This is a genomic window from Brevundimonas sp. (assembly GCF_046295775.1).
GTDB lineage: Bacteria > Pseudomonadota > Alphaproteobacteria > Caulobacterales > Caulobacteraceae > Brevundimonas.
On record NZ_JBKBML010000004.1, the window covers coordinates 86,716 to 101,495 of the forward strand.

Annotated in this window: 16 protein-coding genes and 1 tRNA gene; 9 read left to right on the forward strand and 8 right to left on the reverse strand. The window is 67.2% G+C overall.

Annotation, left to right across the window (positions count from 1 at the left end; all coding sequences use genetic code 11):
- Positions 1-19: 19 nt before the first annotated feature.
- The 5 genes from ACK4I0_RS04095 to ACK4I0_RS04115 form a co-directional block, all read right to left on the reverse strand.
- Complete coding sequence (locus tag ACK4I0_RS04095; protein WP_409608268.1) at positions 20-280, reverse strand: DUF1150 family protein; 261 nt, start codon at positions 278-280, stop codon at positions 20-22.
- A 56-nt stretch (positions 281-336) separates the two neighbouring features.
- Positions 337-756: an Hsp20 family protein gene (locus ACK4I0_RS04100; protein WP_409608270.1), complete on the reverse strand. Its 420-nt coding sequence runs from the start codon at positions 754-756 to the stop codon at positions 337-339.
- Between the two features lie 95 nt (positions 757-851).
- Positions 852-1,253: a DUF2177 family protein gene (locus ACK4I0_RS04105; protein WP_409608272.1), complete on the reverse strand. Its 402-nt coding sequence runs from the start codon at positions 1,251-1,253 to the stop codon at positions 852-854.
- 18 nt (positions 1,254-1,271) lie between these two features.
- On the reverse strand, positions 1,272-2,300 hold the full coding sequence (locus tag ACK4I0_RS04110; RefSeq protein ID WP_409608274.1) for an SAM-dependent methyltransferase: 1,029 nt from the start codon (positions 2,298-2,300) through the stop codon (positions 1,272-1,274).
- Positions 2,297-3,100: a DUF1295 domain-containing protein gene (locus tag ACK4I0_RS04115; RefSeq protein ID WP_409608276.1), complete on the reverse strand. Its 804-nt coding sequence runs from the start codon at positions 3,098-3,100 to the stop codon at positions 2,297-2,299. Before ACK4I0_RS04115 ends, ACK4I0_RS04110 begins: the two co-directional genes overlap by 4 nt.
- A gap of 110 nt (positions 3,101-3,210) precedes the next feature.
- Here ACK4I0_RS04115 and ACK4I0_RS04120 point away from each other — a divergent pair, with 110 nt between their 5' ends.
- Genes ACK4I0_RS04120 through ACK4I0_RS04130 form a run of 3 tightly spaced genes read left to right on the forward strand, consistent with a single transcriptional unit; the run spans position 3,211 to position 5,907 of the window.
- Positions 3,211-4,563: an NAD(P)/FAD-dependent oxidoreductase gene (locus tag ACK4I0_RS04120; protein ID WP_409608278.1), complete on the forward strand. Its 1,353-nt coding sequence runs from the start codon at positions 3,211-3,213 to the stop codon at positions 4,561-4,563.
- Positions 4,560-5,390: a DUF1365 domain-containing protein gene (locus ACK4I0_RS04125; RefSeq protein ID WP_409608280.1), complete on the forward strand. Its 831-nt coding sequence runs from the start codon at positions 4,560-4,562 to the stop codon at positions 5,388-5,390. Before ACK4I0_RS04120 ends, ACK4I0_RS04125 begins: the two co-directional genes overlap by 4 nt.
- Positions 5,377-5,907 carry a lipocalin family protein gene (locus tag ACK4I0_RS04130; RefSeq protein WP_409608282.1) on the forward strand — a complete coding sequence of 177 codons (531 nt, stop codon included), beginning with the start codon at positions 5,377-5,379 and terminating at the stop codon, positions 5,905-5,907. Before ACK4I0_RS04125 ends, ACK4I0_RS04130 begins: the two co-directional genes overlap by 14 nt.
- A 54-nt stretch (positions 5,908-5,961) precedes the next feature.
- Here the strand turns inward: ACK4I0_RS04130 and ACK4I0_RS04135 are convergent.
- Positions 5,962-6,037: transfer RNA gene (locus ACK4I0_RS04135), tRNA-Ala, on the reverse strand.
- 157 nt (positions 6,038-6,194) lie between these two features.
- Positions 6,195-6,653: a TIGR02300 family protein gene (locus ACK4I0_RS04140; RefSeq protein ID WP_409608284.1), complete on the reverse strand. Its 459-nt coding sequence runs from the start codon at positions 6,651-6,653 to the stop codon at positions 6,195-6,197.
- Between the two features lie 149 nt (positions 6,654-6,802).
- Between ACK4I0_RS04140 and aroA the strand changes: the two genes are divergently transcribed.
- The 5 genes from aroA to mscL all read left to right on the forward strand — a co-directional run bounded on the left by aroA (position 6,803) and on the right by mscL (position 11,610).
- Positions 6,803-8,101 carry a 3-phosphoshikimate 1-carboxyvinyltransferase gene (aroA, locus tag ACK4I0_RS04145; RefSeq protein ID WP_409608456.1) on the forward strand — a complete coding sequence of 433 codons (1,299 nt, stop codon included), beginning with the start codon at positions 6,803-6,805 and terminating at the stop codon, positions 8,099-8,101.
- Positions 8,098-8,736, forward strand: a complete 639-nt coding sequence (cmk, locus tag ACK4I0_RS04150; RefSeq protein ID WP_409608286.1) for a (d)CMP kinase — start codon at positions 8,098-8,100, stop codon at positions 8,734-8,736. The genes aroA and cmk overlap by 4 nt, the downstream gene beginning before the upstream one ends.
- A 167-nt stretch (positions 8,737-8,903) precedes the next feature.
- On the forward strand, positions 8,904-10,604 hold the full coding sequence (rpsA, locus tag ACK4I0_RS04155; protein ID WP_409608288.1) for a 30S ribosomal protein S1: 1,701 nt from the start codon (positions 8,904-8,906) through the stop codon (positions 10,602-10,604).
- Between the two features lie 282 nt (positions 10,605-10,886).
- Positions 10,887-11,177 (forward strand): integration host factor subunit beta, encoded by a 291-nt coding sequence (locus tag ACK4I0_RS04160; RefSeq protein ID WP_409608290.1) that lies wholly within the window; start codon positions 10,887-10,889, stop codon positions 11,175-11,177.
- 10 nt (positions 11,178-11,187) lie between these two features.
- Entirely contained in the window at positions 11,188-11,610 is a 423-nt protein-coding gene (gene mscL / locus ACK4I0_RS04165) for a large-conductance mechanosensitive channel protein MscL (protein WP_409608292.1), read from the forward strand.
- A 12-nt stretch (positions 11,611-11,622) separates the two neighbouring features.
- Here the strand turns inward: mscL and ACK4I0_RS04170 are convergent, their stop codons facing one another.
- Positions 11,623-12,693 (reverse strand): GNAT family N-acetyltransferase, encoded by a 1,071-nt coding sequence (locus ACK4I0_RS04170; RefSeq protein ID WP_409608294.1) that lies wholly within the window; start codon positions 12,691-12,693, stop codon positions 11,623-11,625.
- A gap of 232 nt (positions 12,694-12,925) precedes the next feature.
- Between ACK4I0_RS04170 and ACK4I0_RS04175 the strand changes: the two genes are divergently transcribed.
- Positions 12,926-14,767, forward strand: coding sequence for a peptide MFS transporter (locus tag ACK4I0_RS04175; protein WP_409608296.1), 1,842 nt, complete (start codon positions 12,926-12,928; stop codon positions 14,765-14,767).
- Positions 14,768-14,780 lie beyond the last annotated feature (13 nt).

Consider the following 14,780-nt stretch of genomic DNA (forward strand, 5'->3'; position numbering starts at 1 on the left):
CCGCTTTCCGCGTCCGATTTCAGTGAACGGAGACCGGCTCCAGCTCGTGCGCCACGGCGGCGGCGAAGGCGGTGTCGCGATCGATCATGACCGCTAGGCGTTCGCCGTCTGCGCCATGCACGGCATAGAGGGTCTGATCGGGATCGATCTCCAGCCCCTGGGGCGCTTCGACCTCGGCGTCGGCCAGCACGTCGGCGGCCTTGATCTCGCGGACATACACCAGGTCAGGCGCGCCCAGACCGGCGAAGTCTTCCTTGGTCATGATGGTGGTGGGCGTCATGGTGACCGCCTCCTTCAAAGGTTCAACGCCCGGATCGCCGGGCGGTTCGACCGCTTTCAGCCGGTCGTGATGGGAATTCGTCGCACCGTCGCCCGCTCTTCGGGCCGCACCAGGTCGACATGCAGCAGGCCGTGTTCGAGCTGCGCCCCCTGCACCTCCAGCCCGTCGGCCAGCACGAAGTTGCGGATGAAGCCCCGCGCCGCGATGCCGCGATGCAGGAAAGCCTGTTCGCCCCGGCTCTGATCGTCCCGCTTGCCGGCGATCGTCAGCTGACGGCCCTCAAGCGTGATGGCCAACTCGTCAGGCGTGAAGCCCGCGACCGCCAGGGTGATGCGCACGGCGGCGTCGCCGGTCTGCTCGACATTATAGGGCGGATAGCTTTCGGCCGCGGCCTTGGAGGCCCGGTCGATCAGGGCCCGGGTGTGGTCGAACCCAAGCAGAAAGGGGCTGTCGAACAGCACGGTTCGCGTCGTCATCTTGAGGTCCCGAAATAGCGACCCGGCCGTCGGCGTCCCCCGTCATCGGCGAGACGCCCGGCCACTCCAAAAGATGGTGAGGCGGTCCGTCCTGATCAAGCCACCAGGCGTGCGGCGTAGTAGCCCCCGACCGCCGCCGTCGTGGTCAGGAAGCAACCCCAGAGCAGATCCCCAATGGACAGGGTCGTCGACCAGCGCGCGAGGGTCGCGTGGTTGGTCAGCGTGTAGGTCGCATAGGCCATGAAGCCCAGCACGGCCGCTGTTCCGGCCGTCTTGCCGACCGACGCCTCGCGCACGCCTGGCAGGACGGCGATGATGACCACGCCCAGCACATAGATGATGTAGAAGGCCGCCGCCGGGCCGATGGCGGGCGTGTCGCGCAGCATGTCGCCCAGCACGGGCTTGTACAGGCGCGAGCCCATGACGGTCAGCCAGATGGCGTCCAGCGCCCCGAACACGAGGCCCGTGCCCAACACGGCGGCTCCGATCTGCAGCATGGCGGTCTTCCTTGAATGTCAGGGTTGAGGCTTGAGGCGGTAATGGCCGACGCCCCATTCGGCTCCGTCGCTGTCGGCGAACAGGCCCTCGGTCGCCAGGTAGAAGCGGCGCCAGCGTCGGGTCCAAAGCGCGGCGTCGTCGCCATAGGTCTGGCGCATCAGTTCGGCCACGCGGGGCTTGTTGGCGTCCATATTGGCCAGCCAGTGCCGCGCCGTGCGGGCGTAGTGCCGGCCCGACCAGCGCCATTCCTTCTCGACCTCGAACAGGTCGGGATACTGCGCCGCCAGACCCTGGCTGGGCATGATGCCGCCAGTGAAGAAGTGCTGGGCGATGAAGTCGCTCTCGTCCGAGACCTCGAAGCGATAGGGCGCGGAGCGGGTGGTGAAGACGTGCAGGAACATCCGCCCGTCGGGCCGGATCCAGCGCCGGGCCTTTTCCAGCAGGGCGCGCCAGTTGGCCATGTGCTCGAACATCTCGACCGACACGATGCGGTCAAAGGCGCCGGGCGCGGCCTGGAAGTCGTTCATGTCGGCGGTGATGACCGTCAGGTTGGTGAAGCCGCGCGCCGCCGCCTGGGACTGGATGTATTCGCGCTGCCCATTGGAGTTCGACACCGCCGTGATGCGCGAGCCCGGATAGCGTTCCGCCATCCACAGCGACAGCGAGCCCCAGCCGCAGCCCATCTCCAGCACGTCCTGCCCGTTCGCCAGATCGGCGTGCACGCAGGTTTCGGCCAGCGCCGCCTCTTCCGCCTCGGCCAGGGTCTCGGCGCCGGTTGGGTAGAGGCAGGACGAATATTTCAGCCGCGGCCCCAGACAGATGCGGAAGAACTCGGCCGGCAGTTCGTAGTGCTGGCGGTTGGCGGCGTCGGTGTGTTCCGCGATGGCGCGCGCGCTCATTTCACGCGCGAAGGCGGCGTCGGCCTCGGGCGAACCGGGTGCGGCCTTCTTGCGGCTGTCGGCGACGAAGCCGGCTATGGCGGTGCGCACCACGAAGTCGGGCGCGGGCGCATCCTGAAGCGAACGGGCGAAGGCAAGCAGGCTCATGAAGTGGGTTCCGAAGCGGCGGATTTGGGCGGAAGCGGGAAGAAGGCGCTGACCCGGCGCTGATAGGCGCGGTAGGCCTCGCCCCTCGACTTGACCATGGCGGCCTCCAGCGGCGGCACGCCGGTCAGGCGCGTCAGGACGAACAGCATCAGGGCGGGCGCGATCAGCGACAGCCAGCCCACGGGGTAGTCGGCAGCAAGGGCCATGACCGGATAGGCCAGCCAGCCGAACCATTCGAAGAAATAGTTGGGGTGGCGCGACCAGCCCCACAGGCCGGTGTCCGCCACCTTGCCCTTGTTGGACGCGTCGGCCTTGAACGCCTTCATCTGCCGATCGGCCAGGCTCTCGCCCGCGATGGCCATGATCAGAACCAGAAAGCCGAGGGCGTCGCGCCAGTCCAGCTCGGCTGTCGGCCGGGCCGCCGCCGCATGGATCGACAGGGCCAGAAGCGTGGAGATCGGCCCCTGGATCTGGAGGAAGCCGAACGCCTTGGGGCCCCAGCCGCCCCAGTCCTTCTTGAGCGTGTCGTAACGAACGTCCTCGTCGCTGCGCGACACACGCAGGGCGACATAGGTGCCCAGACGCAGGCTCCAGATCGCCACCAGCACCGCGACAATGGCCTGGCGCTCCATCAGCGCGCCTTCGACCGGCCACAGGGCGGCGATCACGCCGGCCACGCCGGTGCCGTAGGTCCAGAAGACGTCGGTCCAGCCGCCGTTGCCGGTGCGCTTCACCCAGATCCAGGCGGCCGCCATGACGACGGACATCATCACCAGGATCGTCAGGGCCATGAGCATCATGGTGTTTCGTTCCTCCAGCGGCCAAGCTACGCCATAGAGACTCGAACGGATGCGGCGCATCCGCGTTCAGTGACACCGCGTATTTTTCGGCACAGCTTTCGCCAGCCTGGATGCTCCGCTTGACCCCTACTCCTTCCCCTCGCCGTCGCATCGCTGTCGTCGGAGCCGGCGTCTCGGGCCTGTCGGCCGCCTGGCTGCTGTCCAAGAGCCATGACGTCACGCTGTACGAAGCCGAGGCGCGGCTGGGCGGGCATTCGCACACGGTCGATGCGCCGTCGCCGTCAGGCCCGGTCGCGGTCGACACGGGCTTCATCGTCTTCAACGAGGCCAACTATCCCAACCTGACGGCGATGCTGGATCACCTGGGGGCGGCGACGAAGCCGGCCTATATGTCGTTCGCCGTGTCGCGGGACCATGGGAAGTTCGAATATTCGTCGAACGGCCTGGCGGGCCTGTTCGCGCAGAAGCGCAATCTGGTCAGCCCGCGCTTCTGGTCGATGCTGCGCGACCTGCAGCGCTTTCATCGGACGGCGGCGGCCGATCTGGAGCGGCTGGACGGTTCGCTGTGCTCTCTGGGCGACTGGCTCGAAGAGCAGACCTACGGCGAGATGTTCCGCGATCACCACCTGCTGCCTCAGGCGGCGGCCATCTGGTCGGCCTGCGCGCGCCAGATCGCGGACTATCCGGCGGCGGCCTTCATCCGCTTCTATCAGAACCACCGTCTGCTCGAATACGACACCCGCCCGACTTGGCGGACCGTAGACGGCGGCAGCCGGGAGTATGTCGAGCGCCTGCGTCAGGCTTTTTCCGGGCGCGTTGTCTCCGGCGCGCCCGTCACGCGGGTCGATCGGCCGGCGAACGGGGCGGTGATCCATGCCCAGGGCCAGGCGCCCGAAACCTATGACGCCGTGCTGCTGGCCGTCCACTCCGATCAGGCGCTGGCCATGCTGGCCGAGCCCAGCGCGGACGAGCGCGAACTGCTGGGCGCCATCGCCTATCGTCCCAACCGCGCGGTTCTGCACCGCGACCGCAGCCTGATGCCGCGCCGCCGCGCCGCCTGGGCGGCCTGGAACCACGTCAGCGACACCGATGTCGAGCATGAGACCGGCGGGGGCGTGACCTACTGGATGAACCAACTGCAGAGCCTGCCTGGCCCCGACCTGTTCGTGACGCTTAACCCGCACCGCGGGCCCGACCCTGCCCTGGTCATCCGCCAGGACGATTATGAGCACCCGGTGTTCAACGCCGCCGCCTTGCAGGCGCAGGCCCGGCTGTGGTCGTTGCAGGGCCAGCGCAACACCTGGTTCGCCGGGGCCTGGTTCGGCTCGGGCTTCCACGAGGACGGGCTGCAGGCCGGCCTGGCCGCCGCCGAGGAGATGGGCGGCGTGCGTCGACCCTGGTCGGTCGAAAACGAGAGCGGCCGCATCCCCCTGGCGGCGCCGCTTCTGGCCCAGGCGGCATGACCTTGCCCGCCCCGCGCGCCGAGGCGTCCGGCCTCTACGTCGGGGTGGTGACCCATCAGCGCCGCCGGCCGCGCAAGCACGCGTTGAAGTACCGCGTCTTCATGTTGCTGCTGGATCTGGACGAGGTCGAGGGGCTGATCCGTCGGCTTAGGATCCTGACGCGCGGGCGGTTCGGCCTGGCCAGTTTCCGGGCCGAGGACCACGGCGACCGGTCGGGCCGCCCCTTGCGCGCCCAGGTGGAGGCGGAGTTGGTCGAGGCCGGCCTGCCCATCGGCGGCCCGATCCGCCTGCTGACCATGCCGCGCGTGCTGGGCCATGGCTTCAATCCGCTGAGCCTCATCTTCTGCCACGCGCCCGACGGCGCGCTCCAGGCCATCTGGTACGAAGTGTCCAACACCTTCGGCGACCGCCATGTCTATCTGTTGCCGGTCGAAGGGCCGGGCCGGCCGGTGCGCCAGACCACGGACAAGCGGCTGTACGTCTCGCCCTTCATGGACATGGGCCTGACCTACCGCTTCAGCATCGTTCCGCCCGAGGGGCGCGACGGCGAACAGGCCGGGCTGAACATCTCGGTCGACGACGCCGAAGGCCCCATGCTGACCGCCGCCTTCACGGGCCGGCGTCGCCCCCTGACCGACGGCCAGCTGCTGCGCGCATGGGTCACCCACCCGTTGCTGACCCTCAAGGTGGTTGCGGGCATCCACTGGGAGGCGCTGTTCATCTTCCTCAAGGGCGTCGGCTTCCGCCATCGCCCGCCGCCGCCCGATCAGTTCGTCACCCATGGCCGACCGGCCGCCGCAGGAGTTTCGACCGATGTCCGTGCTTAAGTCCGCCCTGGCCGGCCTGACCGCCGCCTTCGTGCTGTTTCCCGCCGTCGCCCTGGCCCAGGCGCCCGAGCCGCGTCGCACGGTTGATCTGGACCGCTTCATGGGCCGCTGGCACGAGATTTTGCGCACGCCCAACAATCACCAGCGCGATTGCTGGGCCGCCAGCCAGGTCTGGGCCCCGCGCGACGGCGGGAACTTCACCATCCGCCAGACCTGCCACCGGGGATCGCGCACGGGGCCCACGCGGGTGGTCGAGACCCGAGCGCGGGTTCTGGACGCGCAAACGAACGCCAAGTTCGAGGCCAGCTTCTTCGGCGGCCTGATCCGCCAGCGCTACTGGGTCATCGACATCGCGCCGGATTACAGCTGGATGATCGCCTCGACCGCCGACGGACAATTTCCCGCGCTGCTGTCGCGTAGCCCGACCATGAGCGACGCCCAGCGTCAGCGACTTGTGGCTAGGATGGCGGAACTGGGCCTGCCGACCCGCCAGCTGGAGCCGTCGGGCGGTCGTTAGGAGTTCAGGCGGTAGAATTGGAAACGGCCGCTCCCTTTAGGGAAGCGGCCGTTGTGGTGGAGCTAAGCGGAGTCGAACCGCTGACCTCTTGAATGCCATTCAAGCGCTCTACCAACTGAGCTATAGCCCCGGACCGTTTCGGTCTGGTCCGCCGGTTCTTCTTTCGAAACGCCCCAGCGAGGCGGCGGAAACTATGTCAGGGTCTGACGGCGATCAAGACCCGTTCCGCTTTTATTTTCGCCCGGCCCCAGTTTCCTGAAAGCCGGGCGAAAACAGTAGGTTGAGCGTCAGTCGTCGTCCTTCGACGGCTTGGCGATCTCGTCGTTGAAGGAATCGTCGTCCTCGTCCTCGATGAAGGGGACCGAGTCATCGTCATCGTCGTCGTCCAGATCGTCGTCGCCGTCGGACGAACCCATGCCGGCGTCGTCGTCGGCGGAGTCGTCATCATCGTCGTCCGGCGTGACGATCGGCTCGTGGCCTTCCTGATCGATTTCTGGCGTCGAGGTTTCCGCATCCTCGTCCTCGTCGTCGCTCTCGGCGGCCTTTTCCTTGACCTGATCCTCGGCTTCGTCCGGGGCATAGCCGGCCGGACGGCCGCGACCGGCCGAGCGACGGTTCTTCAGCGCCTCTTCGGGGTCGAATTCAGTGTCGCACTTGGGGCAGTGGGCGGGACGACGGTTCAGGTCGTAGAACTTAGCCTGGCAGTTCGGGCAGACCTGCTTGGCGCCCAGTTCGGGATTGGCCACGGACGATGCTCTCGAAAAGGGGTGATTTCGGGCGGCTCCCTTGCCACCCCCAAGGGCCGCTGTCAAAAGCTCTCTCTTATCTACCCCATTTGGGCGCCGCCCGGCGCGCGATCCGCAAACGAGACCGCCGGGTGACGACCCCCTCTCTCCTGACCTCCAGACCATCCGCTTCACTCAAGGGACGCGTGCGCGCGCCGGGCGACAAGTCGATGTCGCATCGGGCGATGATCCTGGGCGCGCTGGCGACCGGGACGACGCGGATCGAAGGGCTTCTGGAGGGCGAGGACATCCTGGCCACCGCCCGCGCCGTCCAGACTTTCGGCGCCAAGGTCGAGCGCACCGGCGAGGGCGCCTGGCGCGTCGAGGGCCAGGGCGGGTTCAGCACGCCGGCCGATGTCATCGACTGCGGCAACGCGGGCACGGGCGTGCGTCTGCTGATGGGGGCCGCGGCCGGTCAGCCGGTCCAGGCGACCTTTGACGGTGACGCCTCGCTGCGCAAACGCCCGATGAAGCGCGTCACCGACCCCTTGAGCATCATGGGCGCCCGCTTTGCCTGGCAGGTCGCTGAGGACCGTTTGCCCGCGACCCTCAAGGGCGGCGGGCTGAGCGCCATCCATCACGTCCAGACCGTGGCCTCGGCCCAGATCAAGTCGGCGATCCTGCTGGCCGCCCTGACGGCCGAGGGCGAAACCTGCGTGGTCGAGCCGGAAAAGAGCCGTGACCACACCGAGCGTATGCTGCGCGACTTCGGCGTGGAGGTGTCTGTGGTCCCCGAGGGCGAGGGCTGGCGCATCCGTCTCAAGGGCGGCCAGACGCTGAAGGCGACGGTCGTGGCCGTGCCGGGCGACCCCTCGTCGGCGGCCTTTCCGCTGGCGGCCGGCCTGATCGTTCCGGGATCGGAAGTGACGGTCGAGGGCGTCATGCTGAACGCCCTGCGCACCGGCCTGTTCGACACCTGGATCGAGATGGGCGCGGACCTGACCATCGCCAATCGACGTCAGAGCGGCGGCGAGGACATCGGCGACGTCACCGCCCGCCACTCGCGCCTGAAGGGTGTTGTCGTGCCTGAAGCGCGCGCCGCCTCCATGATCGACGAATATCCGATCCTTGCGGCCACGGCGGCCTTCGCGGAGGGACAGACCGTCATGCGCGGCGTGGGCGAGATGCGGGTCAAGGAAAGCGATCGCATTCGCCTGATGGTCGACGGCCTGCGCGCCTGCGGCGTCGCGGTCGAGGAGGAGGCGGAAGGGTTCACTGTCATGGGCGGCCCAGTCCGCGGCGGCGCGACCGTCGCCACGGCCCACGACCACCGCATCGCCATGAGCCACTTGGTCCTCGGTCTCGCGGCCGAACAGCCCGTGTCGGTGCTGGACCCCGAGATGATCGCCACCAGCTTCCCCGGCTTCGTCGAACTGATGCAGGGTCTGGGCGCCGAGGTGGGCGCATGAGCGGCCTGGTTATCGCCGTCGACGGCCCGGCCGCTTCGGGCAAGGGCACCATCGCCTCGCGGCTGGCGGCGCATTACGGCCTGCCGCATCTGGATACGGGCCTGCTGTATCGGGCCGTGGGTCTGAGCCTGCTGGACCAAGGCGTGTCGCTGGACGACGCGCAGGCCGCCGAGGCGGCGGCGCGGGTGCTGGACGTGTCGGGCCTGTCGGACAATCCCAGACTGATCGAGCGGGGAACCGGCGAGGCCGCCAGCCGCGTGGCGGGCCATCCCGGCGTGCGCGCAGCCCTGCTGAAGCTGCAACAGGATTTCGCCGCCCTGCCCGGCGGGGCCGTTCTGGATGGGCGCGACATCGGCACCGTCATAGCCCCGGACGCGGTCGCCAAGCTTTTCGTCACCGCCACGCCGCACGTGCGCGCCACCCGGCGCTGGACACAGCTGACCAGGCGCGGCGAGGTCATCGCCTTCGAGGACATGCTGGCCGACATCGTGCGCCGCGACGAGCGCGACGCCGGCCGGGGCGCCGCGCCCATGGTCCAGGCCGAAGACGCGGTCTTGCTGGACACCACAGAGATGGATATAGAAGCCGCCTTCGATGCGGCCCGCCGTATCGTCGAGGCGGCGCGCGCGAATTAGGCCTTCAAGCCCATTCGCAAATCCAACGCTCCCATCCTCGGCTTCCGCGGGCGATCGGGTCGAGCTTCGGCCTCGCATCCTGACGACCTGCCTTTTCTTCTGACAACCACTTCGCGCGGGGCCGTTTGGTCGCGCGCCATAGCCCTTTCCTCCAACCCCAGAGCTTCATGACCGATACCCTGAACCCCACCCGCGACGATTTCGCCGCGCTGCTCGACGAACAACTGCAAGGCCGCGACCTCGGCGAAGGCCAGGTCGTGCACGGCCGCGTGGTCGGCATCGAAAAAGACATCATCATCGTCGACGTCGGTCTGAAGACCGAAGGCCGCATCGCCGCCCGCGAGTTCGGCCAGGGCGAAGGCGCCGTCATCCCCAAGGTGGGCGATAACGTCGAAGTCTATCTGGAGCGTGTCGAGAACGCCCTGGGTGAAGCCGTCATCAGCCGCGACAAGGCTCGCCGCGAAGAAGCCTGGACCCGTCTGGAAGGCGTCTTCGCCGAAGGTCACCCGGTAAACGGCGCCATCGTCGGCCGCGTCAAGGGCGGCTTCACGGTCGATCTGGGCGGCGCCTCGGCCTTCCTGCCGGGTTCGCAAGTCGACATCCGCCCGGTGCGCGACGTCGGTCCGCTGATGGGCAAGGAACAGCCCTTCGCCATCCTGAAAATGGACCGTCCGCGCGGCAACATCGTCGTCTCGCGTCGCGCCATCCTGGAAGAAGCCCGCGCCGAGCAGCGCACCGAACTGGTCGGTCAGCTGGCCGAGGGCGAAGTCCGCGACGGCGTCGTCAAGAACATCACCGACTACGGCGCCTTCGTGGACCTGGGCGGCATCGACGGCCTGCTGCACGTCACCGACATGTCGTGGAAGCGCGTCTCGCACCCGTCGCAGGTTCTCGCCGTCGGCGACACCGTCAAGGTGCAGATCGTCAAGATCAACCCGGACACCCAGCGCATCTCACTGGGCATGAAGCAACTGCAGTCGGATCCCTGGGACGGCGTGGAAGCCAAATACCCGGTCGGCGCCAAATACACGGGCCGCGTCACCAACATCACCGACTACGGCGCCTTCGTGGAGCTGGAAGCCGGCGTCGAGGGCCTGGTGCACGTCTCGGAAATGTCGTGGACCAAGAAGAACGTCCACCCCGGCAAGATCGTCTCCACCTCGCAGGAAGTGGACGTCATCGTGCTGGACGTCGACAGCTCCAAGCGTCGCATCTCGCTGGGCCTGAAGCAGGCTCAGGCCAACCCTTGGGACGCCTTCCTGGAAACCCACCCCGTCGGTTCGACCGTCGAGGGCGAGGTCAAGAACGCCACCGAGTTCGGCCTGTTCATCGGTCTGGACAACGACATCGACGGCATGGTGCACCTGTCCGACCTCGACTGGTCGGTGTCGGGTGAAGAAGCCATCCAGCGCTACCGCAAGGGCGAGATGGTCAAGGCCAAGGTCCTGGACGTCGACGTCGAGAAGGAACGCGTCTCGCTGGGCATCAAGCAGCTGGGCGGCGATCCGATCGGCGAAGGCGACACCTTCAAGCGCGGCCAGCAGGTCACGGTCACGGTCACCTCGATCGAGACCGGCGGCATCGAGGTCAAGTTCGGTGAAGACGACGCGCCGGTCACGGCCTTCGTGCGCAAGTCGGACCTGTCGCGCGACCGCAACGAGCAGCGTCCGGAACGCTTCGCCGTCGGCGACCGCGTGGACGCCATGATCACCGCCGTGGACAAGGCCTCGCGCCGCGTCTCGGTGTCGATCAAAGCTCTGGAGATGAAGGACGAGCAGGAAGCCATCGAACAGTTCGGTTCGTCGGACTCCGGCGCTTCGCTGGGCGACATCCTAGGCGCCGCGCTCAAGAACGCCAACAAGGAGTAAGCCTCGGCTGCGGAACGCCACGCGTTCTGCAGCGGGAGCTGAAGGACGGGGCGGCCGGAGCGATCCGGCCGCCTTTTCCATGTCCGCTCGCCTGATGCGCGAAAGCTCAGGGCAGGGCGTCGCCGGCGGCGGGAACGCGCGCCCTTAACGACGATATTCGGCCCCAATTGCCCCCCAGCCCCTTTTTCCTGCGGAAAGCTGTGGTTAGTGTGCGCCGGCGGTCATTGAGGCCGCGACCCCAGACAGCCCGGCGACGGGCGCGGCAGGGCGGGGGCCTAATCGATGATCAAGTCAGAACTGATCGACAAGCTGGCGGCTGAGCACACCCACCTGACCCATTCCGAGGTCGAGCGTGTGGTGAACATCGTGCTGGGCCGAATGACCGAGGCGCTGTCCGACGGGGGGCGGGTGGAGCTGCGCGGCTTCGGCGCCTTTTCGGTCAGGTCGCGCCCGGCGCGGTCGGGGCGCAACCCGCGCACGGGAGAGACGGTGGATGTGCCGGCCAAGTCGGTGCCGTTCTTCAAGAGCGGCAAGGAACTGCGCGAGAGGCTGAACGCCTCGGGCGACGCCTGACGGAGCGAACATGGGATTGCTGACTGAATTCCGCGAGTTCGCGGTCAAGGGCAACGTCATCGACCTGGCGGTCGGCATCATCATCGGCGCGGCCTTCAACGGGATTGTTCAAAGCCTGGTCAATCAGGTCATCATGCCGCCCATCGGCCTGGTGACAGGCGGCATCGACTTTTCTCAGCTGGAATGGGTGCTCGTGGCCGAGAATCCGGCGACCGAAGAGATCGAGAAGGTCGCCATCCAGTACGGCGCCTTTATCAACACCCTGATCCAATTCCTCATCGTGGCCTTCGTGGTCTTCATGCTGGTGAGGGTGATCAACCGCCTGCGGCGCGAACAGGCGGCCCAGCCCGACCCGGCTCCCACCGCGCCCACGGCGACGGAGAGCCTGCTGACCGAAATCCGCGACGAGCTGAAGGCGCGGCCCAGGCCCTAGAAGGCCCGGTCGCTAAGCGGCCTGAGAAGACCGGGCGCTTATCGGGGCCGAACGCAGGCATACGGAGTAGTCTCCATCCCAGGCGGTCGGCGACCACAGTTCAGGGTCGGGCCCTGCCGCGCCGAAGCGGGCATGGCAATGGCCCCAACCGCCCTCGCGCCGCGCGGTCCGGGCCGTCTCGCCCAGCCGGTCCAGAAGCCAGGGTGACACCACCGGGAGCCTGGTCTTGGCCGCGCCCAACCGAGGGGCGTTGTCGATGAGGGCCCGCAGCAGGATCTCGCAGCCGTCCTTTTCATCGGACAGGGCAGTCAGGTCGATCACCTCCAGAACGGCCGGCTCCAGCGGGTGGCCTTTGGCTAGGACAGCGATCGCGACACTCGTCAGGCCCCGGTCGCGCCGGAACCCCAGAACCAGCGGCTGACGCCACAGGTCGGGGTCAGCGAAGCGCCAGCTGATTTCGGCGGGACTGCGATCCACCCGCAGCCGGCCCTCTTCGGATAGTCTGGACCAATAGAGGGCGTAGTCTCCATTCGGCTCAAAAGTGCTGACGACATCAACGCCCTGCGGCAATCGCAACGGCGCAGGCGTGTCCAGTCGAGAAGTCAGCAGCCGCTCTGGGAAAACGATGCGTTGCGGCTCGAGCCGCGCCGCCGCCCGCAACAACCGCGAACTCATGCAGGCGACGGGGTCGGCGATCCACGACAGCTTCAGCCCGGACGTCGCCTCGGGCCACGGGGTCATGCGGTGCCGGGCGTAGATGGGCGCCGAAAGCGCATTCGCGTTCAACGTGTAGTGCGTGAAGACGCCGTCCTGGTTCAGAAAGGCGCTTATCAGCCGCCGGCCCGCGCCGCGCGCCTCGGGTCGCACGACGATGGAGAAGCCCGTGGCGCCGCGCAGACGCCGCCCGCGAAAGTCGAATGGCAGCACCAGATTGCCCAGAAACCCGACGACATCACCAAAGTCGCTTTCCACGATCCAGCCCTGCGGCGCGTGGATTTCGCGTCCGGCAGGCGATGTCCCCAGCCAGGCCCATCCGGCCTGCGACCGTGTGGGCCACCCCACCGACGCGAGCAGTCGGTTCACCGCCGCGTGGTCCGTCAATTGAAAAGGTCGAAGCATCGGATGCCCTCTGAGGTCCGAAGTAACCCAAAGTTGTAAACGTGTGCTGAATTGATCTTGCTGGAGGCTCCTGCGGCAAGGTCCGTGCCGCGACGTCCGCTTAACCCTTGTCGCGATGGGGCCGCCGTGCTCGATATGCGACCTTCCGGCGCAGCCCTGCGGCACAGCGGGCGCGCAGCATTATTGGAGTAAGCCGTTGAGCACGACGGACGGGGGAGACGCCGTTATCGGCGATCCGCGCAAGACGATCCTGGGACACCCGAGGGGGCTGGTGATCCTGTTCTTCACGGAGATGTGGGAGCGGTTCTCGTTCTACGGAATGCGGGCCATGCTGACCATCTATCTGGTTCAGCACTTCCTGTTCGGTCCGTCCGAGGCGGCCGGCATCTATGCGGCCTATGGCGCGCTGGTCTATCTGATGCCCGTCATCGGCGGGATGATCGCCGACAAGTATCTGGGTCAGCGCAAGGCGGTGATGATCGGAGCGATCCTGTTGGTCGCCGGTCACTTCACCATGGCTTTCGAGGGCCAGGGCGGCCGTGACCGCATCATCATCGGTGATCAGTCCTACGCCGTTGAGGTTGAGGGCCGCGACACCAACCGTCGCCAATTCGCCGTCGTCGGCGACGAGCGGGTGGAAATCCGTGTCGCCCCGGAAGGCATCTCGACAGTGGCGGCCGAGCCGTCGGCCGCGGCCGCCGCTGACGTGGCCGCAGCCGTCGTGGGCGAGCAGATGGGAACCCCGCCCGCCGCCGCCGCGGACAGCCCCGTTCCCATCACGCCTCAGGCCGCAGCCGCAGGCTTCCCGGCCTTCGTCGCCTCAGGCGACTATCAGTTGGAGACGACGCGCGACACCGGCTTCGGCGAACCTATGCTGTTCCTGGCGCTGTCTCTGATCATCGTCGGCGTCGGCTTCCTGAAGGCCAACATCTCGACCGTGGTCGGCTCGCTCTACGAGAAGAATGATCCGCGCCGCGATGCCGGTTTCACCCTCTTCTACGTCGGCATCAACCTGGGCGCCGTGCTGGCCACGGGCCTGTGCTCCTACCTGGGATTCAACTACGGCTGGGCTTACGGCTTTGGTCTGGCGGGCTTCGGCATGCTGATCGGCCTTGTCACCTTCATCCTGGGCCAGTCCTGGCTTGAAGGCCGCGGCGGGCCGCCCAACCCCGAGAAGCTGGCCGGCACCCGCGTGTTCGGCATTCCTCTGGAGGCCGTATTCTGGATCGGCGGCCTGGTGGCGGTCTTCCCGACCTGGCTGCTGATGCAGCGCCACGAGCTGATCTCGGCCGTACTGCCCTACGCCGCCGGCCTGATCTTCGTCGCCGTGGTCGGCTACACCATCATCAAGCTGCAGGGCGCCGAGCGCAGCCGCATGCTGGTCGCCCAGGTTCTGATCTTCTTCTCGGTGCTGTTCTGGGCGCTATTCGAACAGGCCGGCTCTTCGCTGACCCTGTTCGCCGACCAGTCGACCGAGATGCCCGGCTGGTTCAACGTCGGCTACACCCAGATGTTCAACCCGGCCATCATCGTGATCTTCGGACCGATGTTCGCCGCCCTGTGGGTCTGGCTGGCCAAGCGCAACATGGAGCCTTCGACCCCGGTCAAATTCTCCATGGGTCTGGTTCTGGTCGGATCGGGCTTCCTGCTTTTGGCTTGGGCCGCGGCCAACGCGTTCAACCTCGACTTCCGCGTCCCGCTGATGTTCCTGTTCTTCACCTATTTCCTGCACACCATGGGCGAGCTGTGTCTGTCGCCGGTGGGTCTGTCGATGATCACCAAACTGTCGGTGGACAGGGTCGTGGGCATGATGATGGGCGTGTGGTTCCTGTCGTCTTCTGTGGCGCACATCGTCGCCGGCATGATCGCCCAGGCGACAGCGACCGAGACCGTGGCCGGCGTGGTGACCAATCGCGCCCTGGCGCTGGAGACCTACGGCTCCATCTTCGGCACGATCGGCTGGACCGGGGTTGGCGTCGGCGTCGTCCTGCTGCTGGTTTCGCCCATCCTCAAGAAGGGCATGGCCGGCGTTCGCTGATCGTTCGATCAGG